Here is a 20207-nt window from a genome sequence, read left to right as displayed (position 1 = left end):
CATCGTCCATTCATGCTTTTATGGACCGGGCAGGCGGTAGGCGAAGCCGGAACGCGAATTCCGTCGCTCGCGGGGTAAGGTTCAGGCTGCACTGGTTGGCGAGTTGCGCCGCGCATCTTGGTGTGGTAAAAACCTTTCGGAGTTGATCATCTGGGGATTTCTTGCTGGGGGCGACCTCTGTGGCGAATCTGATCAGCGCCTCGACGAAGCATCACTTAAGCGGTCAGGAGTATGTGAACTTGAAGCGTGCTTTGAAGAACCTGGTGATCGGGACGGGAGTCGTCGCGGCGATGACCCTCTCGCTGGGTGGCGTGGCAAGCGCGAAAGAGGCAGGCGACTACTACGGCCCGTTCGCAACCGAAGGGGAGTGCGAAAGCGCCAGGGTTCTGTTCAACTACAGTGACCCTTGCTACTGGTCGCTCCAGAACGGCGGCAGTTGGTGGTTTTACGGCGGTTTCTAAACGCCTCTAAGTACCCGAAGACCCCTTCTCTCGGATGAGCCGAGAGAAGGGGTCTTGTGCTACTCGGGCCTCGCAGGAGATCGCAAGACGAGACAAGAGTCTTCGTATTCCGATCTCGCAGGCCAAAACGATATTCATTTCTCGCGCCGGTGGCGCCACTGGACACGATCTGGCGGTCGCGGGCCGGCGACCCGGCTACAGCGTCCCTTCGAACACGACCGTGCCGTTGGCGTCACGCGCTTGAATGCGGACCCCTTGCGGGAACGGGTCATTCACCTCTTTCGGTACGAAGACCACGAAGGTCCTGTCGACCACATCGGTTGTCGAGGTCAGTCCGGCGCCGAAGTCACAGGTCACCGTCACCGCCGTCGCCGGCAGCCGCGTCCCGGCGAACGGCGTCCGGGAGTTGCCCCGGTCACCACCGTCTTCCACGCCACCCAGGGGCTGCATCGGGATATTCCGGGGCTGCTCCGGCGGGATCTCGAAATGGTCTTGGTAGACACGCATCTTCATCCGACCGGGACGCCGCGGGTCCGGAACCGTCGTGCACGCCAGACTCCGGTCGCCCAAACGGCCGAGAACGACCTGATAGCCGTCCTTGTCCAGCAGCGCGCCCGGCCTGTAGCCCGCCACGTCGGAGATGGCGTCCACCGCGCCGGACAGACATTCGCCCAGCGCACGTCCCGCGGGCGAGGTCCGGTCGGCCGGGGCGATCGGGCGATCGACGGCCGAAAGCAGCGGCGCCGGAGCCGGTGGCAGGCTCGTAGTCGTCGCTCGGGCGGCCTCGTAAACGGTCAGTTGCGTCTTCGCGGGGTCGGTCCAGGAGAACGAGACGAACTGATGTGACAGAGGCGAAGCTTCCACGGAGTCCCCGCCGCCGGAATCCTCGGCCTGGAATGCGAGACCCGCACCCGGCCAGGCCGGATCCAGCACCCCGCCGATCAGCCCGGTCGAGCTCTGCAGGAGCAGCCCGGTGCGGGTGCCCGGCACATACGCGGGGGCGGCGTTCGGGTCGGACACGGTCACGGTGGTCAGCGTCGTCTCGCAGAACATCGGCTTGCCCGCCGCCGTCGCGGCGACGACCGAAACGTCCAGCATGACGTCCGTGAACAAGGGAATCCATTCCTCGCGCGGGGGCACACGGTCCGTCTTGCCCGCGGCTCGCACCGCGGCCCAGCAGCGGTCGAGCGACGACGTCGCCAGCCCGACGTCCAGGTTGAGCCCGCCGGCGGCAGGCTCGGGGCCGGGGTCCGCGCCCTGGTGACGGAGCAGCTGCGTCGCGGCGGCGACGCCGGACGCGACGAGAACGACCGCCGCGGCGGCGGCGTACCAGACGCGCGCCGTCCGCCGCGGCTTCGCGATCCCCTCGTGGACGGCCGATCGCATCCGGGCGCGGACCTCGTCCGGCATCGCCTGGCGAGGCGGGTACACGGGTTCGCCGCTCATTTCTCCTCCAGCAACGTACGCAGCCGGGCTCGTCCCCGGGAAAGATGGGCGCGGACGGTGACCTCGGCGATGCCCAGCAACTCCGCGGCGTCAGCGATGCTCACCTCGGCGGCCAGGCACAGTTCGACGACTTCGCGCTGCGATTTCGGCAGCGACCGGACGGCTTCGGCGACTTGCCCCAGCCGGCGCTGGCCGTCGATCTTCTCGGCCACCGAATCGGCGTGGTCGGATACGGCGGGCTGTGCCGGGATCTTCCCGAGGAGCCGCAGCCGGCGACGAGCACCGCGGTGCTCGTCACGGGCGACATTGGCCGCGACCGTGTAGAGCCACGGCAGGGCGCTGTCCCGCACCAGGGTCACCTCGGCCCGCCGCCGCCAGGCGATGAGGAACGTCGTGGACGCCAGATCCTCGGCGCTGCTCCACGAACCGGTCAGGCGATACGTGTAGTTCCACAGAGCCTCGGCGTGCCGCTCGAACAGCTCACTGAACGCCCCCTCGTCGCCGCCGGCCGCGCGGGCCCACAGTTCCCGGTCACCGGTCTTTTCCACCGGTACCCCCACCTCGCTCGCGAGACTGCTCACGCCCTGGTTGTGGCCGGCACCGGCCGAACGTTGCGCGCAACTTTCCGGGTCGGAGGAGCCATATCAAGCCATGATCATGGAACAGGTCCGGACGACGGACAACCAGGCGACGTCCTGGCGGATGCCCCTGTCCGTAGCGGTGCTCTCGGCGGTGGTGTTCCTGCTCGCCCGGCCGCATTTGATCGACGACACGTTCATCACGCTGGCGTACGCGCGCAACGTCGCCTTCCACGGCCACTGGGGCCTGCTCGCCGACGCGACGTCGAACACCGCGACGTCGCCGGCGAACGTGCTCATCCTGGCGGCCCTGACCATCTTCGTCCGCGACGCCGTCTTCGCCGCCGGAGCGCTGTTCGTGCTGTGCCAGGTCCTTCTCGCCCTGGCGTTGCGCAGACTCGGCGCGGCGGCCGGGCTGTCGCCCCGGTTCCCCGCCCTGACACTCGCCGCGCTGACCGCGAACCCGCTTCTGCTCTCGTCGATCGGGCTCGAGGTCACCCTCGGCGCGGCGGTCCTGGGCTGGCTCACCGTGTTCGCCGTCGAAAAGAACCCATTCGCCTTCGGTCTGACAGCCGGCGTGCTCGCCCTGGTCCGGCTGGACCTGATCGTGTTCGCGGTGGTGCTCGCCGTCTTCCTCCGTCCCGGCACGGGACGTGCCCTGCTCGGCGCCGGGCTGATCACGCTGCCGTGGTTCGGCTTCAGCTGGGTGGTTCTCGGCGCGGCGGTACCGGACACCGTCGTGATCAAGACTCTCCAAGGCGCGCGACACGCTTGGGGCGCCTGGAACTTCGGCAACGGCCCGCTGTTCTACGCGCGGACTTCGCCGGTGATGGCCGTGCTGGCGTTCCTTCCCGCCGTCCTCGCGGTCCTCGCCGTGGCGACACTGGCCGTCCGGCTGCGCACGATCCCCGCCGGGCTGCGGCCGTTCGTGCTGCTCGCCCTCGGCGGTCTGCTCTACCACCTCGGCTACGTGTTGCTGGCGGTCCCGCCCTACCACTGGTACTACGGCCCCGGCCTCACCGCGGCGACCGTTGTCGTCTGTGCCGTAGCGGTTTCCCACCGGATCATGGTCCGCGGGGTGCTCGCGCTGATCGTCGCCGGTCTGATCGCGTACGCGGCTGCAGGACTTCCCCGCACGTACGCGCCGTTCACGTCGAACTACACGTCGAGCGCGCAGTACGCCCGTATCGGAGCGGAACTGGGAACGCTCGCCGGAGGCCGGATCGTCGGCAGCGCGGGCGAAATCGGCGTCCTCGCCTACAGTTGCGGCTGCCCGGTCGTCGACGTCTTCTCCGACCGTGGCCTGCTGCCTGCCGCGATCGAGGCGCGAGGCGAGGAGAACCGCTGGATCCGCGCGATACTCCGCGTGAACTACGCCTTCTTCGATTTCGACGTCCGGCCACGCCGTCCCGAACTCGTGCTGCGCCGGCTGGCGGCCCCGCCGCCGGACGCGCTCGCGCACTGGACGCTCGACGCGCCGACTCTCGGGAAGCAGGAGCTGTACCTGGTGCCGAACAAGGAGTGAAAGCCCGGCGGACCCTGGGTCAGGCGTTCGGGACCGCCGCTTCCCGCGCCGGGCGGATCCGGCTCAGCTGCAGGAGACTGAAACCGAACAGCAGGACCCCGAGCGGGACGTGGACCGCGGTCACGTGCGCGATCCCGAGGAACACCTGTACCAGCGTGAGCCCGAGGAACACGGCCGCCGGCAGGATCGGCTCGGGGGAGCCGCCGCCCGGCCGCCACACGAGGATCGCGGTGAGCACGTGCAGCGTCGCGACGATGAACAGCGTGTAGGACGTGGCGCTGTGCAGTGCGTGGCCGCTCGGCACGGTCAGCAGGAGACCGGCGGAGATGGGGGTGAGGAAGACGGCCAGGGTCTGCGCGGCGATCGCGACGCGCAACGGGGTCGGCATGGGAACTCCTTCGGGGGGAAGTGTCACCACGTCGACGAGGTAGCCACCGGAAACGTGACACAACCTGGTGGCCGGGGAACGGCTGAGCCTGCCGCTTGACATGCAGCCACTTAGCTGCCTAATCTGCAAAGGCAGCCAAGCGGCTGCATATCAGGGAGAGCGGCATGGACGAGGTCTTCAAGGCATTGGCGGACCCCAGTCGTCGCCGGTTGCTCGACGACCTGAACGCCCGCAACGGGCAGACCCTGCGTGAGCTGTGCGCGGGACTGGACATGGCGCGGCAGTCGGTCAGCAAGCATCTGGGTGTCCTGGAAGCGGCCAATCTGGTGACCACGGTGCGCCGTGGCCGCGAGAAGTTGCACTACGTGAACGCGGAGCCGATCAACGCGATCGCCGAGCGCTGGATCGACCGCTACCACCAGGGCCGCGTCGACGCCCTCGCCGACCTCAAGAAGGCATTGGAGCAGGAACCCATGAGCACCGACGAATTCGTGTACACGAGCTACATCAGGACGACGCCGGAGCGGCTTTGGCGGGCACTCACCGATCCGGCCTTCACCAAGCGGTACTGGGGTTGTGAGTTCACTTCGGACTGGAAGCCCGGGTCGGCGATGGCCTGGGAGCAGCTCGGCGTGAAGGTGGAGGACCCCGGACAGGTCGTCCTCGAATCCGACCCGTACCGGCGGCTGTCCTACACGTGGCACACCTTCACGCCGGAGTTCGCGAAGTCGGTGGGGCTCGACGACGACCTGTCGGCGAAGCTCCAGGCCGAATCGCGGTCGAAGGTCACCTTCGATCTCGAACCCGTCGGTGACACGGTGAAACTGACCGTGGTGCACGACGGTTTCGACCCGGGCAGCACCGCGTTGGAGATGGTCAAGGGCGGCTGGCCGTCGATCCTGTCGAGCCTCAAGACGTTGCTCGAGACCGGTGAGCCACTGCCCGATCCCGCGTAACCGGGTCGACGTCGCCGGGGTGATCGGGCACGATGCGCAGCGTGCCCCTGGAGATCGCCTGTGACGAGTCCGGGTCCGAGGGCGAGAAACTGATCGGCGGGGAGACCGACGTGTTCGCGCACGCGGGGGTCCGGCTGAGTCTCGAAGAGGCCGCCGCCTGCCTGGTCGAACTGCGGCGAAGGATCCGTTCGCCGGCGGTCGAGTACAAGGCGAACCATCTCCTCCGGACGAAACACCGGCGAGTCCTCGAATGGTTCCTCGGGCCGCTCGGCCCGGTCCACGGGCGAGCCCACGTGTACCTCGTGGACAAGAAGCGGCTGCTGGCGAACGAACTGCGCGCGCTCGCCGGGCCGGAGATCCGGCCGGACGACGAACTCCTCGCCGCGTTCAACGACGTGCTGCGGGCCAGGAATCGCGGGGATCCGGCGGCGGGGTCGTTCTTCGCGATGGCCGGGGACACCGCGGAATTGAGGGTGAAGGTCGCCGCGGCACGTGACGCCAAGATCCTCGATCCGCTGGTGCCCGCGATCCTGCGCGCCGTCGAATACTGGAGCGAGGGCGGGGAGCAGGTCTTCCTCGTCCACGACGAACAACCGTCGCTCAAAGGGGACCGGCTCGCCCGGATCGAGTCGAGCCCGGGATTGGCCGGGGTGAGGTTCGTGGATTCACGGACCGATCCGCGGGTGCAGGCCGCCGATTTCCTGGCCGGTGTCGCCCGCCGGATCGCCGAGGACGCATTGAACGGGAACGGCGACGAGGTATTGACCGGATTGCTGGCGCCGTATGTCGATTCGGCGTCCCTTTGGCACTGATTCACTCCATGGCACAGCGAATCGCTCGGGTGGACGGTTGCCCGGCGCGGCAGCGGGCTGGAAACGTCGGAACGGATCCGACATCGGCCCGGGAGGCGCTCGCAGATGCAGGCTTTCACCTTGCCCGAGTTCTACGTGCCGCATCCGGCCAGGATGAATCCGCACCTCGAAGCGGCGCGGGCGCACAGTATGGCCTGGGCGAGGCGAATGGGGATGCTCGATTCACCCTCGCCGTCCGGTGACGTCGTCTGGACCGAACAGGCACTGGCGAAAATGGACTACGCGCTGCTCTGCGCGCACACCCATCCGGACTGTGACGGGCCGTCCCTCGATCTGGTCACGGACTGGTACGTGTGGGTGTTCTTCTTCGACGACGATTTCCTCGCGCAATTCAAGTACACCCGGAACATCGAGGGTGCGAAGGCTTATCTGGACCGCCTGGAACTGTTCATGACCGGGCCGGGGGAAACATCGCCGGAGCCTGCGAATCCCGCCGAGGCCGGGCTCGAAGACCTTTGGGGGCGCACCATTCCCTCGATGTCGGAGGCCTGGCGACGGCGTTTCGTCACCAGTACGCACAACCTGATGGTCGAATCGCTCTGGGAACTGGACAACATCGACCGCGGCCGGATCGCGAACCCCATCGAATACGTCCAGATGCGTCGCCGGGTCGGCGGCGCGCCGTGGTCGGCGAACCTCATCGAGTACGCCGTCGGGGCCGAAGTGCCGGCCGAGATCGCGGCGACCAGGCCGATGGAGGTCCTGCGCGACACGTTCGCCGACGCCGTCCACCTTCGCAACGATCTCTTTTCCTACCAACGCGAAGTGCGCGAAGAGGGGGAGAATTCGAACGCGGTCCTCGTCTTCGAGAAATTCCTCGATTGCCCGACGCAGGAGGCCGCCGATCTCACCAACGACCTGCTGACCTCGCGGCTGCAGCAGTTCGAGAACACCGCGCTGGTCGAGGTGCCCGCGCTGCTGGCCGAACGCGACGTCTCGCTGTCCGAGCAGATCGCGGTCGGCCTTTACGTCAAAGGCCTGCAGGATTGGCAGTCCGGCGGGCACGAATGGCACGTGCGGTCGAGCCGGTACATGAACGAGGGCGTGACCGAGCCGACGGGGCTCTCGCCGAACCGGCTGGGGCTGGTCCAGCGGGTGCGGCAGCAGGCGCCCCCGCCGTTCGCGAAGGTCGGGCAGCTGCCCCTGCCGGAATTCCGCATGCCGTACCCCGTGCGCACCAGCCCCCACCTCGCCGCCGCCCGCGCGTACGGGCCGGGCTGGGCGCGCGAGATGGGGATGTTCGACGAGGGGGTCTGGGACGAGCGCCGGTATCTCGGCATCGACCTGGCGCACTGCGCCGCGATGATCGACGCGGACGCGGACTTCGAACGGCTGAAGCTGTCGACCGACTGGCTCACTTGGGGCACCTACGGCGACGACTGCTTCCCTCTGGTCTTCGGCGCGAAACGCGACGTGATCGCCGCGAAACTGTGCAGTGACCGGCTTTCCTTGTTCATGCCGCTCGGCGGCGAGCCGATGCCGAAGCCGTCGAACCCGGTCGAGCGAGGCCTCGCGGATCTGTGGAGCCGCACCGCCGGACCGCTGACCCCGCACGGGCGGGCGGAGTTCCGGCGGGCGGTCGAGAGCATGACCGCGAGCTGGGTGTGGGAGGTGGGGAACCAAGCGCAGAACCGCGTCCCCGACCCGGTCGACTACGTGGAGACGCGGCGGCGGACGTTCGGCTCCGACCTGACGAAGAGCCTCGCGCTCCTCGAACTCGGCGACGTCGTGCCGCCGGAGCTCTTCCAGAACCGCGTGCTGTCCGAACTCGACACCGCGGCACAGGACTACGCGACGTTCGCCAACGACCTGTTCTCGTACCAGAAGGAGATCGAGTACGAGGGCGAGGTGCACAACCTCGTGTACGTCGTCGAACGGTTTCTGGCGGTGGACCGGATCGAGGCCCGCGACATCGCCGCCCGGCTGATGAACGCGCGGTTGGACCAGTTCGAGCAGCTCGACGGCGAGGGCCTGCCGCGGATGTGCGACGACCTCGGGCTCGGCGACGACGTCCGCACGGCGCTGACCGGGTACGCGGACCACCTCAAGGACTGGATGGCCGGAATCCTGGAATGGCACCGGAAATGCGTGCGATACATGCCCGTGGAGCTGGAGCGCGCCCGCACTCCCGAACCGCCGTCGTTCTCGCGCGTGCCGAGCGGGATCGGCATGTCGGCCTGGCGGATCGGGAGCGGGGCGCGGTGAGGCGCGCCCCTAGAACGCGGTGAGGATGATCCGCGCGGTCCGCGGGTCCCCGTCGTGCACCAGCGATTCGAAGTGCCCGACGTCGTCGAAGGCGAATCCGTACGCCTTCCCGTCCACCATCTGCTCGTGCACGATCCGCGAGTAGTGGTCGGTCACGGGCTGCTTGTAGAACTGGCCCGCGTCGTAGGTCGGCTGCGTGTGCAGGGTGCCGAGCGTCGAGCGGTGCAGCGCCGCGCACAGTGTCCGCGCGATCGGGCCGACGACCTGGTCGTTCGGCGCGTGCAGCCGCCCGTCGCAGTTGAAGACGTCACGGGTGCTCGGCTTGCTGAACGACGCCACCGTGGCGCCCGAGGTGTCGGTGAAGCGCAGGACGTCGTCCCCGCCGGTCCGGCCGGTGAACTTCTTGCCGGGTTCGGCCTCGAACGGGACCACGGTCAGCGGTGTCGACTTGTAGGCGTTCCAGGCGCTCGTGACGTAGCCGTCGAGGTAGGTCCCGCTGAACCTGCCGGTGTCGAGCCCCTTGCCGGGAGCGAGCACCCGCAGCCGGTTGTACACCAGGTTCGAGAAACCGGACTGTCCTTGGACGGCGTTGAAGAGGGCTTCGCGGCCACCCGCCTTGAGCCGCCCAGCCTCCTTGTTCGTCCCCGCCCCGTTGGTGAGCCCGACGGCGTGCGGCACGCTGAACATGTCGACCTGCGAGCTGTTGATGAACAGCCCGCTGTTGTCGTAGGTGAATTCGCTCCAGTCGAACAGGATGTCGCGGTTCGGGTCGCCGTCGGCCCACGGCGCCGGCTGCACCAGCCCGTCCGGGGTCAGGAAGAACTTGATCTTCTGCCCGAACGACATGTAGACGCGGCCCGAGAGCATCCGCGGGATCCGCAGCGTGGTCGAGCCGCCGTTGCCGGGGCCCGCGATCGAGACGTCCGGCGCGGGGCTCGGCGGGTTCGCGCCCGGCGGCCACGGGGTGAAGGCGCCGTCGGCGTTGACGTAGCCGAGTTTCCCGGTGTCGAGGTTCGTGCCGAGCACGTAGAGGTGGACCGCGTCGGAGCGGTTCGAGTTGTTGGTGACGGTCAGTGGCAGCGGATCGGGGCCCGCGGCGACCGCGGTCGGTGCCGAAAGCGCCGACACTCCGGTGACCAGGGGGAGAGCGACCGCCAACGCGGTCAAGACGCGCCGGATCTTCTTGCGGATGCGCACAGTTCACTCCTCGGCGGAATCCCGTCGCGGAGCGCGGACGCGCCGCGGCGGTGCTTGCGGATGTCGGCCGGGGGCGCGTTCCCGGCCTGGGCGTGACCTTGGCGAGGGGTCTCAGCACGGGAAGTTACGTCGCCGGACGCGGAGATGTCCAGACCATTGGTGGGAATCTGTCCGGTTTTCCGCCGGGCCGGACAATTTGTCGCGGGCCGTTCGTCGATTGAGGTGGCCGGATTCGTCGGCTACCGTGAGCCGGGTTCCGTCCTGGACCCCGGCGGCCGGGTTTTCTCATCCGTGGGGAGCGGGACATGAGCGACGAGTTTCCGATACGAAGAACCGGCGGCGGTGAGACGTGGATTTCCCCCGCCGGCTGGGACGGCCTCGCCAAGGCCGCGGTGGACGGCGCGCCGCACGCCATGGACGACCTCATGGCCGCACTCATGCCGTGGGCGCGGCAGTACGTCGAGACCCGCCTCAGCGGCCATGAGCTGACCTATCTCGAGCCGGCCGACGTGGCGCAGGAGATCTGCCTCGCGGTCTTCGTCGCGGTCCCCGGACATGGCCGCCGCGGAGGCTCCTTCCTGTTCCTCCTGCGTGCCATCGCGGCGAACAAGGTCGCCGACGTCTTCCGGAAGGCCGCGCGGAGCAAGCAGGTGCTGACCGGTGAACTCCCCGAACGTCCGGCGGGGGCCGCGGAGGAACCCGAGCAACGCGCCCTGCGGACCGAACTCGGCCTCCGGCTCGGCAGGCTGATGAGGACGCTGCCGATCTCCCACCGCGAGGTGCTGGGAATGCGGGTGATCGGCGAGCTGACGTCGAACGAGACCGCGGCGGCGCTCGGGACGACGTCATCACGTGTGCGGGTGACCAAGCACCGCGCGATCAGCAGGCTGCGCGCCCGTGCTCAGCGCCAGGACGCCTTGAGCTGAATGCGGATCAACAACCGGACAAAAGGGTTCTCCCGTTTGGCGCGGGTTTCGAGAATGCGAACGCACATGGCCCCTCCAGAGCTCGCCGGCGAGTGCCGTTGCCGGGGGCCAGGGACAAGCGGTCTCGGATCCACCCTAGGCGCGGACCGGTGAGCCGGAACCGGCCGAACGGGCCATTGGGGCAGGGGAATTCGTCACTGAAACATGGAAGAATGGTCCTTGGTGCGGACAAGCCGTACGCGCTGTTCGCTCTTGATCCCGGCGGGCCCGTCCGATATCGGGCAACGCCGGGAGGCACGCCATGGCGATTCGACGGCATGATCGCGCCGCTTCGGTATGGGCGAAGATGTGTTTTCTCGCTTCGGAAACCGATTCACCGGTCTCTATCGAACACGCCTGCGTCATTTGCGGAGAGGTCCTCGACGCGGCGGGTGTCGGGCTCGTGCTCACCCCCGGGGGAGGTCTCGCCGAGCCGGTCTTCGCCACCGACGAACGCAGCCGCGAATTGGAAGATCTGCAGTTCACCCTTGGCGAAGGTCCCGCGGTGGAAGTGGCGCGCGGCGGTATGCTCGTCGTCGTAACCGATTTGACCAGTTCGGAGGCGGCACTCCGATGGCCGATGTTCGCGCCGGAGGCGATTGACCGAAGCGTGAAATCGATCATCGCGGTGCCGATTCAGGCCGGTGCGATCAAAGTGGGCGTTGTCGACTGCTATCGCGAATTCGCCGGATCCCTGTCAAGGGAGGGCAGGGCGCAAGCACTCGTCTGCGCCGATGCGGTGATCACCCTCGCCATCGCCGAGGCCGACACGGGCGGGCCGGGGCTGGCCGGATTGATCGATCGCCGATTCACCGGCCATCGCGACCGGGTGCATCAGGCCGCGGGCATGGTGTCGGTCCAGCTCGGCGTCGGGCTCGCGGACGCGCTCGCGCGCTTGCGTGCCTATGCCTACACCAACGACAGGAGGCTCGACGAGGTGGCCATGGACGTGGTGCTTCGCCGGGTCACGTTCCGGTCCGAACCATGACGGGCGTGAGCCTGAGGAGATATCAGAAACGATGATCGACCTGACGGCCGGCTTGCGCGAGACCTTCGTCCAGTTGGCGGACACCCTCGTCGACGACTTCGACCTCGTCGAGTTCCTCGATCTGTTCGCTTGCGGATGCGTCGAACTACTCGGTGTCCCTGCCGCCGGGCTGGTGCTCGCCGACCCGCGCGGCACCCTCACCATGGTCGCCGCGTCCGAGGAAAAGACCCGCCTGCTCGAATTGTTCCAGCTACGGAACTCGGAGGGGCCGTGCCTGGACTGCTACCGGCGCGCCGAGCCGGTGGACTGCCCGGATCTGGCGCGGGCGGGCGGAATCTGGCCGAAGTTCTCCCGAGAGGCGGAAAACGCCGGATTCCGCTCCGTGTACACCTTGCCGATGCGGCTTCGGGAAGACGTGATCGGTGCGCTGAGCCTGTTCGACACCCGGCCCGCGTCGCTCGACGACGACGGATTGTGCTTGGGGCAGGCGCTCTCGGACATCGCCACGATCGGCATCCTGCATCACCGGATGTGGCAGCGGCAGGAGATCATCACCGCGCAGCTCCAGGCGGCTTTGAACAGCAGGGTGATCATCGAGCAGGCGAAAGGCGTTCTCGCCGAGCGGCTCCGGGTTTCGGTCGACGACGCGTTCGGCGTATTGCGCGCCTACGCGCGGAGCAACAATCGCAAGATCCTCTCCGTGGCGACCGGGATCATCGACCGCACGGTGGAAATCCCGCGCTGAACGATACCGATTCGGCGCTTGTCCGCCCTTCGGCGATACCTAGACTGGCTGGGTGTTTTCCCTGGAGCAGCTGGTGAGTTTCGTCGCGGTGGCCGAGGAACTGCACTACGGCCGGGCGGCGGAGCGGCTCTCGATGACCCAGCCGCCGTTGAGCAGGCGGATCCAGTTGCTGGAGCGCGAACTGGAGGTCGAGCTGTTCGACCGGACGCACCGCACGGTCCGGATGACCCCGGCAGGACGGGTTTTTCTGGCCGAGGCGAGGAAGATCCTTCGTTCGGTGCAAGAGGCGACGCTGTACGCCCGGGGGGCGAAGAAAGGCGAGGCCGGGGTCGTCACGCTCGGCTTCACCGCCACGGCGGCGTATTCCTACCTCGAACGCGTCATCGCCGTGGCGAACGCCGAGGTGCCCGGCGTCGATCTAGTACTCCGGGAGATGGTGACGGCGGCGCAGGTGGCGGAACTGCTGGCGGGTGGGATCGATCTCGGCATGATCCGGCCGCCGGTCACGGGAGCCGACGTCGTGACCCTGCCGCTGTGGCGGGAGCCGCTGCTGGCGGCGTTGCCGTCGGCGCATCCTTTGGCGCGGCGCAAGAAGAATCCCGAAGTCCGCGACTTCGACGGCGAACCGTTCATCATGTATTCGCCGTCGGAGGGCCGCTACTTCCACGACCTGGTCGTGGCGGTGTTCCGCGCCGCCAGGGTGCTGCCGGAGTACACGCAGTACCCCTGTCAGGTGCATACGGTGCTCGCGCTGGTGAAGGCGGAGATCGGGGTCGCGCTGGTGCCGGCCGCGGCGGCCGCGTTGCACTTCGAGGGGGTGGTGCTCCGTCCGGTGGACGGTGTCGAGAACCGCCCGGTCGAACTCGAACTGATGTGGCGGCGGAGCAACGACAATCCGGCCCTCGGCGCGTTGCTCGCCGCCGTCGGCAATCAGGTGCGGCGAGGTCCTCAGTCCACTGTGGACTGAGCGGGCCAGGCGTCGCCCCATTCGGCGTCGCGGGCCGCGCGGTAGGCCGGGCCGTGCCGTTTGGTGACGATCGTTTCGGTGAGCCCGGCTCCGGCGCAGAGGGAGAGGCCGACCATGCCCTTGCGTTTGGCCGGATGCCGCAGGATGCGGGCTTCGGCGCGTTCCGGTGCCGTGCGCGACGCGACGACGTAGGAGAACTTCTCGTCCTCGAAGCCGAGCGTTCCCGACTTGAGCTGGCGGTGCAGGCCGGTGCGCGGGAGACGCGCGGAGAAATGGCACCAGTCCTTGCCGCGCGGGATCGGGCACGCGCCTTCGTGCGGACACGGCGCGACCAGGGAGAGCCCGAGCCCGACGAGCTGATCCCGCGCTTCGGCGATCCGTTCGTAGCCGGCGGGGGTGCCGGGTTCGATCAGGACGAGCATCCCGGCCTTCGCCGACAGCCAGCGGACGGCGTCGGCCCTGCGGGCTTCGGGCAGCTCCCCGAGGACATAGGAGAGGGTCACCAGATCGGCCTCCGGCGCGGGCGCGGCCGGGTCGATCAGGCCACGTCGCCAGGTCGAGCCCCGGACGGCCTTGTCGCCGGCGTTCCCCGCGAGCCGCCGCCCCAGCGCGATCGCGCCCGGGACCTGCTCGACGACGGTGCTTTCCTCCAGCGACGGCCACACGCCGGCCGCCGCCCAGATCGCGGCACCGGTCCCGCCGCCGACGTCGATCTGCGTCCGGGGAGCGAACCCAGGAGCGCGAAGGGCGGCTTCGGCGAGAACGGCGTGTACGGCCGCGTACGTGGCAGGCATCCGGTAGCCCGCGTACGCCGCGATGTCGACCTCGGAAGAGAGGATGGGCGCGCTCGCGGGGTTGTTCTCGCGGTAGCGCGTGCTGAGCCGCTCGACGGACTGCGTCAGCCTGTTCTGCGGGTACTTGCCCAGCTCTTCGTCGAGGGCGGAGCGGAGGGTTTGGGGGAGTGCTGCCACGAGGGAACATCCTCTCATGGGCCTTGACCTGCGATTTTCCGGCTGTTCGAATATCCGCGGAAAAAGTTCGGGGACCGTGTCGAAACCGGGGATGCCCGATCGACGCGTAGATGTGGCAGGGACGAGCCCCGCCGGGAACGGAGACACGAGATGCGGTTCATGGTGATTGTCAAGAGCGACGAGAAGACCGACGTGGCCGGTGCGCAGCCGAGCGCCGAGGACCTTCAGGAGATGGGGAAGTTCAACGAGGAACTGGTGAAGGCCGGCGTCATGCTCGCGGGTGAAGGCCTGCTCCCCAGCGCCGAGGGTTTCCGCATCCAGTACTCCGGCACCAACGAGGCCAGGGTCGTCGACGGGCCCTTCGCCGAGAGCAAGGAGCTCATCGCGGGTTTCTGGATCCTGCAGGTCAAGGACAGGGCCGAGGTCGTCGAATGGATGAAGCGCGCGCCGTTCCGCGAGGGCGAGATCGAAATCCGCCGCATCGCGGAGCTGGAGGACTTCGACAACGCGACACCGGAGATCGTCGAGCGCGAGCAGAAGCTGCGGGAGCAGACCGGAGCGAACTAGTGGTTGCGGTCGTCGCGCCGACGATGTTGATTGGTCGGCGTGACGGCAACAGCAGACCCCCGTTCGGCGATCGACGCGGTGTGGCGGATCGAATCGGCCCGCCTCATCGCCGGCCTCGCGCGGATGACACGCGATGTCGGACTCGCGGAGGAACTGGCGCAGGACGCGCTGGTCGCCGCGCTCGAACAGTGGCCTGAGTCGGGCGTCCCGAGGAACCCGGGCGCCTGGCTCATGACCACGGCGAAACGCCGCGCCGTCGACACCTTCCGGCGCAACGAGCGGTACGAGAAGAAGCTCGGCGAGATCGGCCGCGAGCTGGAGTTCGAGGAGGATCCCGACTTCACCGCCGGTCTCGACGACCATATCGAGGACGATCTGCTGCGGCTGGTGTTCACCGCCTGTCATCCGGTGCTGTCGACCGAGGCCAGGGTGGCGCTGACGCTGAAGATGATCGGCGGGCTCCAGACGCACGAGATCGCGCGGGCGTTCCTCGCCAAGGAGACCGCCATCGCGCAGCGGATCGTCCGGGCGAAGAAGACGCTCGGCGACGCCAAGGTGCCGTTCGAGGTGCCCGAGGGGGAGGACAGGGTCGCGCGCCTGTCCTCGGTGCTCGAGGTCATCTACCTGATCTTCAACGAGGGCTATTCGGCGACGGCGGGCGAGGACTGGATGCGACCGGCGCTGTGCGAAGAGGCACTGCGGCTCGGCCGGATCCTGGCCGGGCTGATGCCGAGGGAACCCGAGGTGCACGGGCTCGTCGCGTTGATGGAGATCCAGGCGTCGCGAGCCGCCGCGCGCGTCGGGCCGAACGGCGAACCCGTGCTGCTGATGGATCAGGACCGGACGAAATGGAACCGGCTCCTGATCGGCCGTGGTCTCGCCGCGCTGGAGCTCGCCGAGTCGCTGGCGGACGGCGCTTTCGGCGTCTACGCGGCGCAGGCCGCCATCGCCGCCTGTCACGCGCGGGCGCGAACGGGCGACGAGACGGACTGGGCACGCATCGCCGTCCTGTACGAAGGGCTCGGGAAGCTGAACCCGTCGCCGGTGATCGAACTGAACCGGGCGGTGGCGCTGTCGATGGCCGTCGGCCCGGAGGCGGGGCTGGAGGTCGTCGACAAGCTGGTGCCGGAGCCCGCGCTGAAGTCGTACCACCTGCTGCCCAGTGTGCGCGGCGACTTCCTGGCGAAGCTCGGCCGCCTCGACGAGGCCCGCGCCGAGTTCGAGCGCGCGGCCGGGATGACCGGGAACGACCGCGAGCGCACCCTGCTGCTGAACCGGGCGGCGGAGTGCACCCGCCGCGATTAGTCCTCTGGATGCGGTAGTTCGCGCCACGAACTACCGCATCCAGAGGACGAAACGCGTCAGGCGGGGGCAGGACGCAACGCGCTCAGCGCCCGGTGCTGCCCCAGCCGGACGGCCTGGACGGAGCAGCCGAGCGCCAGCGCGGTGTCGTCGGCGGAAAGCCCGACGAGCGACCGCAGCACCATGATCTCGCGCTGCTGGCCCGGCAGCCCGGAAAGCGGGTTCGGCAGCTCGGCGGTGGTCCGGTGGAAGTCGTCCACCAGGCCGCGCGTGACGTCGTAGGCGAACCTGAGGAGCGCGGGAGCGCCGGCCGCCCCGGCGACGATCTCGCGGCAGCTGTCCTTCGCGATCGCGTCGGCGATGTCGTAGGTGCCCGCACGGCGGCCGATCCGCGCCCGGCAGTAGCGCACGACCAGGACGCGGATGGCGTCGACGAGTTTCGAAGCCGTCTCCATCCGCCCGCCGGCCTCCTCCGGCCGTCGTGAACCGTGTCCTCGCATCGGCTCCCTCTCCCACCTTTCAGATGAGCACGGTGGAGGGGGAGGGAGGTACGGTGTTTTTGCCGACACGGGACATGGTTCAGGCCTCGATGAAGACGGTCCGCTCGGGCTCGATCGTCAGGCTCACGGTCTGCCGCCTCACGCTCACCAAGGTCTCGAATTCCGTGGCGTGCCCGTCCGGGACGGTGAACAGGCGGTCGTCGCGGGAATCGAGGAAGTCGGAGAAGCCGCTCAGCGAGACCCCGCCGCTTTCGTCGAGCGCGAGGTAGTCGACGAGCCTGCGGAACAGTTTCGGCAGGATCACCAGCTCATCGGCCAGTTGCCGGCGCGACGAGAGCTTGAACCCGGAGTTCGTGACGTCCTGAGGCCACAGCCCGAGCCCGTTCTGGCGCGCTTCGACCGCCGCTTCGGCCAAGGCGTCACGCAGATCGGGGTAAAGCAGTGAATAGAACGTCGGGTAGACGAGCCCGTCCGCGACCTGCCGGTAGTTCGCGGAGTTCTTCAGCGTTTTGACGTCGAGATGGACCTTGGAAAGGTCCGCCGACCGTCCCGGCCGTTGTCCGGGAAAGGCGAACGCCACCGCCCGTCCGTATTTGTCGGCGAACCGCGTCAGTATGTGACCGGGTACCTTGATCGGCGTCGACGAAGTGACCGTTCCCCGTTCATCGCGTTCGACCGTCTTGAAGCCGAGGGCCTTCAGCAGGTGCGCCGCGGCGGCGTCGGCGAATTCCGCGGGCTGATGCCACATCCCGCCGGTTCCCCTGCCCTGGTAATGCGTTTCGAGCGCGTCGATCGCGTCGAGCCGAAGCTGCATCCCGCCCCGCGAATTGAGCCGGACCTTCAGGCCCGCCTTCTTGGTCGCCTGGGGATCTTCGGGATAGAACCGTACCGAATCGCCGTCCGGTGAGGCTCCGACGAGCTGGAACGTACCTTTGATCAGCGTCATGGGCATGAGGACAACGGTAGTTCCCATTCCGGTGAACGAACCTGGCGTTCATCCATCCAGCCCAATGGCCGGTAAAGATCGGGTGACCATTGTGGACATTCCCGCATTCCCGCTCACGACGGGATCATGAACTCCAGCACGGTCGCTTGAAGCAACGCGATACCCCCGACCACGGCGGTCAGCACGACCGACCACAGGAAGGTCTGCCGCAGCAGCGCGCCCTCCTGCCCGGATCGCCCGATCGCGGTGGCGCCGATGGACAGGTTCCGCGGCGAGATCATCCTGCCCATCACGCCGCCGGAGGTGTTGGTGGCACCGGCGAGGATCGGGTCGACGTGCAGTTGCTGAGCCGAAATCACCTGCATCGGCCCGAAGAGACGCGTCCGATCCGGTGAGGAACACCCCCAGCCAGCCGATGTAGGCCGAGAACAACGGGAACAGCACCCGGTGGTCGCCAGCGCCAGGCCGAGTGTCTGCGTCGCACCCGAGTAGTTCATGACGAACGCGATCGCGAGGATCATGAAGATCGTCGCCAGCGCCCAGCGCATCTGGTGCAGCGTCCGGCGGTAGGTCGCCGGCAGCAGCCGCGGTTTCGCGCCCATCAGGAAGCCCGCCACGATCGCCGCGATCAGGGCCACCGTTCCCGGCGAGTAAAGGAAATCGACGGTCAACGTCGCCGCGTACGGGGTGTCCTTCGGCGTGATCGGCGCGTGCTGGACGACCTCCTTGTGCAGTCCCGGCCACGCGAACACCCAGTCGGCCTTGTGCAGCAGCTTCGTCAGGGCCAGCCATTCCGGCGGGTTCTTGAAGATCGTGCCGATCCGGGACAGGAAGATCGCCGCGATCAGGATGATGTACGGCGCCCACGCGTACAGCGCGCCGCGCCCGGCTTTCGCCGCGCCGCGCCCGGCTTTCGCCGCGCCGAGGCTTGCCCCGGCCCGCACCGGTTCTTCGCCGTCGAAACGCCGGATCGCCGACGGCTGCCAGAACCGCGTCAAGATCCACAGCGAGGCCATCGCGGCGAGCGCGGCGACGACGTCGACGAGGCTCGGGCTGATGAAGTTCGAGGTGACGAACTGCATGACCGCGAACGACAGCCCGGCCGTCAGCACGGCGGGCCAGACCTCGATCATCCGTTTCCAGCCCGCGAGGACCACGATCAGGAAGCCGGGGACGATCAGCGCCGGCAACGGGAGCTGTCGGCCGACCATCGACGAGAACAGTTCCGTCGCCTGTTCCTGTTTCATGCCGAGGATCGGCGCGGTCAGCCTGCCGAGCACGATCAGCGGATTGCCGAGGCCGCCGAACGCGACCGGCGCGGTGTTCGCCGGCAACGCGAGCACGACCGCCTTCACCGGCGGGAAACCGAGCGCGGCCATCATCGCCGCCGTGATCGCGATCGGCGAGCCGCCGCCCGCGATCCCTTCCAGCAGCGCCCCGAAGCCGAACGCGATCGCCCGTCGCCTGGAGGCGGCGGTCCTCACTGAACCCGGCGAGGGCCGCCTTGATGTCGTCGAATCGTCCCGTCGCGACGGTGACGTTGTGGAAGTACACGGCGTGGAACGCGATCCAGGCCACCGACCACACCCCGAACACGAGACCCATGGCCGCGGAATCGAAGGCGAGCCCGGCGGGCATGCGATACAGCAGTACCGCGACCAGCAGCGCGGTGATCAGCGCCGGCGCCGCCGAGAGCTGCGCCGATCGGCGCAGGACTCCCAGCGTCACCAGTAGCACGATGATCGGCAGCGCCGCAGCGCGGCGGACGGCCAGAGCCCGCCCGCCGGCTGATAGTCCTGGACCCAGCCCACGTCAGGCCCTTTGCGCGCGGACGTAACCCAGCCGGAGCGACAGCGCGGCCGCGGTGCCCGCCACCGTCGCGCCCAGTTCGTCGGTGCGGCGGAGCACCCGGCCGGCGGGGCCCGCGATGCTGATCGCGGCGATCGGCCGTCCGGTGTGGTCGCGGACGGCGGCGGCCACGCAGCCCACGTCCGGTTCGTTCTCGACGTCGTCCACGGCCCAGCCGCGGCGGCTGGTCCTGGCAAGGTCGTCGAGGAGCCGGGCCGGATCGTTGATCGTCTTGAGCGTGAGACTGTCGAGTTTCATCCGGCGGATGCGTTCGACGCGGTCCTGTTCGGGCAGCGCCGCCAGCCACGCCTTGCCCAGCGACGTCGCGTGCTGCGGGCGGCGGGTGCCGAGGCGGCAGGCGAGGGTGACGGCGTTGGCGCTGCGTTCGGTGGCGACGTAGACCATCGTGTCGTTGTCCGGGACGGCGAGATAGGTCGTCTCGCCGCTGCGTTCGGCGAGCGACGCGAGATAACGCGGCGCGCAGCGGTGGAGGTCGGTCGCGGCCATCGCGCGGGCGCCGAGTTCGACCAGCCGGGTGCCGAGCCGCACGCGGCCGGTGGTGCGATCGGCTTCGAGGTATTCGAGATTCTTGAGGGTGCCGACGATGCGGTAGGCCGCGCTCCGGGAGAGACCCAGTTGCCGGGCGATCGCGTTGGTGGAAATCTCCTGGTTCTGGCCCACATGCTCGAGAACCGCGAGTCCGCGCTCGAGTGTGCCACTGGAATCCAGGGAGCGGGGTGTGCCCACTTCGCCCTCCGATGGACCGGGGTGCCGGTGATC

Annotated in this window: 20 protein-coding genes and 1 pseudogene; 11 read left to right on the top strand and 10 right to left on the bottom strand. The window is 68.3% G+C overall.

From position 1 onward, the window contains the following. The first annotated feature begins 179 nt into the window (after positions 1 to 179). Positions 180 to 461, top strand: a complete 282-nt coding sequence (locus AC069H_RS25945; protein WP_478234094.1) for a hypothetical protein — start codon at positions 180 to 182, stop codon at positions 459 to 461. A gap of 195 nt (positions 462 to 656) precedes the next feature. On the opposite strand, the gene AC069H_RS25940 is transcribed toward AC069H_RS25945, so the two are convergent. Together AC069H_RS25940 and AC069H_RS25935 are read right to left on the bottom strand one after the other, a co-directional pair. Beyond that, on the bottom strand, positions 657 to 1907 hold the full coding sequence (locus AC069H_RS25940; protein WP_478234093.1) for a hypothetical protein: 1251 nt from the start codon (positions 1905 to 1907) through the stop codon (positions 657 to 659). Further along, positions 1904 to 2488 (bottom strand): RNA polymerase sigma factor, encoded by a 585-nt coding sequence (locus AC069H_RS25935; protein ID WP_478234092.1) that lies wholly within the window; start codon positions 2486 to 2488, stop codon positions 1904 to 1906. Before AC069H_RS25935 ends, AC069H_RS25940 begins: the two co-directional genes overlap by 4 nt. Positions 2489 to 2558: 70 nt before the next feature. Here AC069H_RS25935 and AC069H_RS25930 point away from each other — a divergent pair, with 70 nt between their 5' ends. Further along, the gene (locus tag AC069H_RS25930) at positions 2559 to 4010 is read left to right on the top strand and encodes a hypothetical protein (protein WP_478230438.1); all 1452 of its coding nucleotides are present in this window, start codon (positions 2559 to 2561) and stop codon (positions 4008 to 4010) included. Between the two features lie 19 nt (positions 4011 to 4029). Here AC069H_RS25930 and AC069H_RS25925 read toward each other — a convergent pair whose 3' ends face one another. After that, a complete protein-coding gene (locus AC069H_RS25925) occupies positions 4030 to 4398 on the bottom strand; it encodes a hypothetical protein (RefSeq protein ID WP_478234091.1) in 369 nt (122 codons plus the stop codon). A gap of 164 nt (positions 4399 to 4562) precedes the next feature. Here AC069H_RS25925 and AC069H_RS25920 point away from each other — a divergent pair, with 164 nt between their 5' ends. The 3 genes from AC069H_RS25920 (at position 4563) to AC069H_RS25910 (ending at position 8431) form a co-directional block, all read left to right on the top strand. Beyond that, positions 4563 to 5354, top strand: a complete 792-nt coding sequence (locus AC069H_RS25920) for an ArsR/SmtB family transcription factor (protein WP_478234090.1) — start codon at positions 4563 to 4565, stop codon at positions 5352 to 5354. A 32-nt stretch (positions 5355 to 5386) separates the two neighbouring features. Continuing rightward, positions 5387 to 6166: a DUF3800 domain-containing protein gene (locus tag AC069H_RS25915; protein WP_478230441.1), complete on the top strand. Its 780-nt coding sequence runs from the start codon at positions 5387 to 5389 to the stop codon at positions 6164 to 6166. Positions 6167 to 6271: 105 nt separating this feature from the next. Beyond that, positions 6272 to 8431 (top strand): terpene synthase family protein, encoded by a 2160-nt coding sequence (locus tag AC069H_RS25910; RefSeq protein WP_478234089.1) that lies wholly within the window; start codon positions 6272 to 6274, stop codon positions 8429 to 8431. A 9-nt stretch (positions 8432 to 8440) separates the two neighbouring features. Here the strand turns inward: AC069H_RS25910 and AC069H_RS25905 are convergent, their stop codons facing one another. Beyond that, positions 8441 to 9628 (bottom strand): beta-1,3-glucanase family protein, encoded by a 1188-nt coding sequence (locus tag AC069H_RS25905; RefSeq protein WP_478234088.1) that lies wholly within the window; start codon positions 9626 to 9628, stop codon positions 8441 to 8443. Between the two features lie 305 nt (positions 9629 to 9933). Between AC069H_RS25905 and AC069H_RS25900 the strand changes: the two genes are divergently transcribed. The 4 genes from AC069H_RS25900 (at position 9934) to AC069H_RS25885 (ending at position 13293) form a co-directional block, all read left to right on the top strand. Then, on the top strand, positions 9934 to 10554 hold the full coding sequence (locus AC069H_RS25900) for a sigma-70 family RNA polymerase sigma factor (RefSeq protein WP_478234087.1): 621 nt from the start codon (positions 9934 to 9936) through the stop codon (positions 10552 to 10554). Between the two features lie 301 nt (positions 10555 to 10855). Beyond that, positions 10856 to 11581: a GAF and ANTAR domain-containing protein gene (locus AC069H_RS25895; protein WP_478234086.1), complete on the top strand. Its 726-nt coding sequence runs from the start codon at positions 10856 to 10858 to the stop codon at positions 11579 to 11581. A gap of 31 nt (positions 11582 to 11612) precedes the next feature. After that, a complete protein-coding gene (locus AC069H_RS25890) occupies positions 11613 to 12326 on the top strand; it encodes an ANTAR domain-containing protein (protein ID WP_478234085.1) in 714 nt (237 codons plus the stop codon). A 52-nt stretch (positions 12327 to 12378) separates the two neighbouring features. After that, positions 12379 to 13293, top strand: coding sequence for a LysR substrate-binding domain-containing protein (locus tag AC069H_RS25885; RefSeq protein ID WP_478234084.1), 915 nt, complete (start codon positions 12379 to 12381; stop codon positions 13291 to 13293). On the opposite strand, the gene AC069H_RS25880 is transcribed toward AC069H_RS25885, so the two are convergent. Beyond that, entirely contained in the window at positions 13275 to 14264 is a 990-nt protein-coding gene (locus AC069H_RS25880) for a small ribosomal subunit Rsm22 family protein (protein WP_478234083.1), read from the bottom strand. The two genes, AC069H_RS25885 and AC069H_RS25880, sit on opposite strands and share 19 nt — an antisense overlap. Positions 14265 to 14414: 150 nt before the next feature. Between AC069H_RS25880 and AC069H_RS25875 the strand changes: the two genes are divergently transcribed. Then, on the top strand, positions 14415 to 14831 hold the full coding sequence (locus tag AC069H_RS25875) for a YciI family protein (protein ID WP_478234082.1): 417 nt from the start codon (positions 14415 to 14417) through the stop codon (positions 14829 to 14831). A gap of 30 nt (positions 14832 to 14861) precedes the next feature. After that, positions 14862 to 16136 (top strand): RNA polymerase sigma factor, encoded by a 1275-nt coding sequence (locus AC069H_RS25870; protein ID WP_478234081.1) that lies wholly within the window; start codon positions 14862 to 14864, stop codon positions 16134 to 16136. A 56-nt stretch (positions 16137 to 16192) separates the two neighbouring features. On the opposite strand, the gene AC069H_RS25865 is transcribed toward AC069H_RS25870, so the two are convergent. From AC069H_RS25865 to AC069H_RS25845, 5 genes and pseudogenes are all read right to left on the bottom strand, one after another. After that, positions 16193 to 16588, bottom strand: a complete 396-nt coding sequence (locus tag AC069H_RS25865) for a sigma factor-like helix-turn-helix DNA-binding protein (RefSeq protein WP_478234080.1) — start codon at positions 16586 to 16588, stop codon at positions 16193 to 16195. A gap of 124 nt (positions 16589 to 16712) precedes the next feature. Beyond that, entirely contained in the window at positions 16713 to 17585 is an 873-nt protein-coding gene (locus tag AC069H_RS25860; RefSeq protein ID WP_478234079.1) for a nuclease, read from the bottom strand. Positions 17586 to 17692: 107 nt separating this feature from the next. Continuing rightward, complete coding sequence (locus tag AC069H_RS25855) at positions 17693 to 19063, bottom strand: L-lactate permease (protein ID WP_478234078.1); 1371 nt, start codon at positions 19061 to 19063, stop codon at positions 17693 to 17695. A 37-nt stretch (positions 19064 to 19100) separates the two neighbouring features. Then, positions 19101 to 19307 (bottom strand): annotated as a pseudogene (locus AC069H_RS25850) (L-lactate permease); the annotation flags it as partial. Between the two features lie 84 nt (positions 19308 to 19391). Beyond that, positions 19392 to 20174, bottom strand: a complete 783-nt coding sequence (locus AC069H_RS25845) for an IclR family transcriptional regulator (protein ID WP_340686402.1) — start codon at positions 20172 to 20174, stop codon at positions 19392 to 19394. Positions 20175 to 20207 lie beyond the last annotated feature (33 nt).

This window comes from Amycolatopsis sp. NPDC043887 (assembly GCF_056435665.1).
Note: the sequence above shows the minus strand (reverse complement) of the source record. Positions and strands in the feature narration are given on the sequence as shown.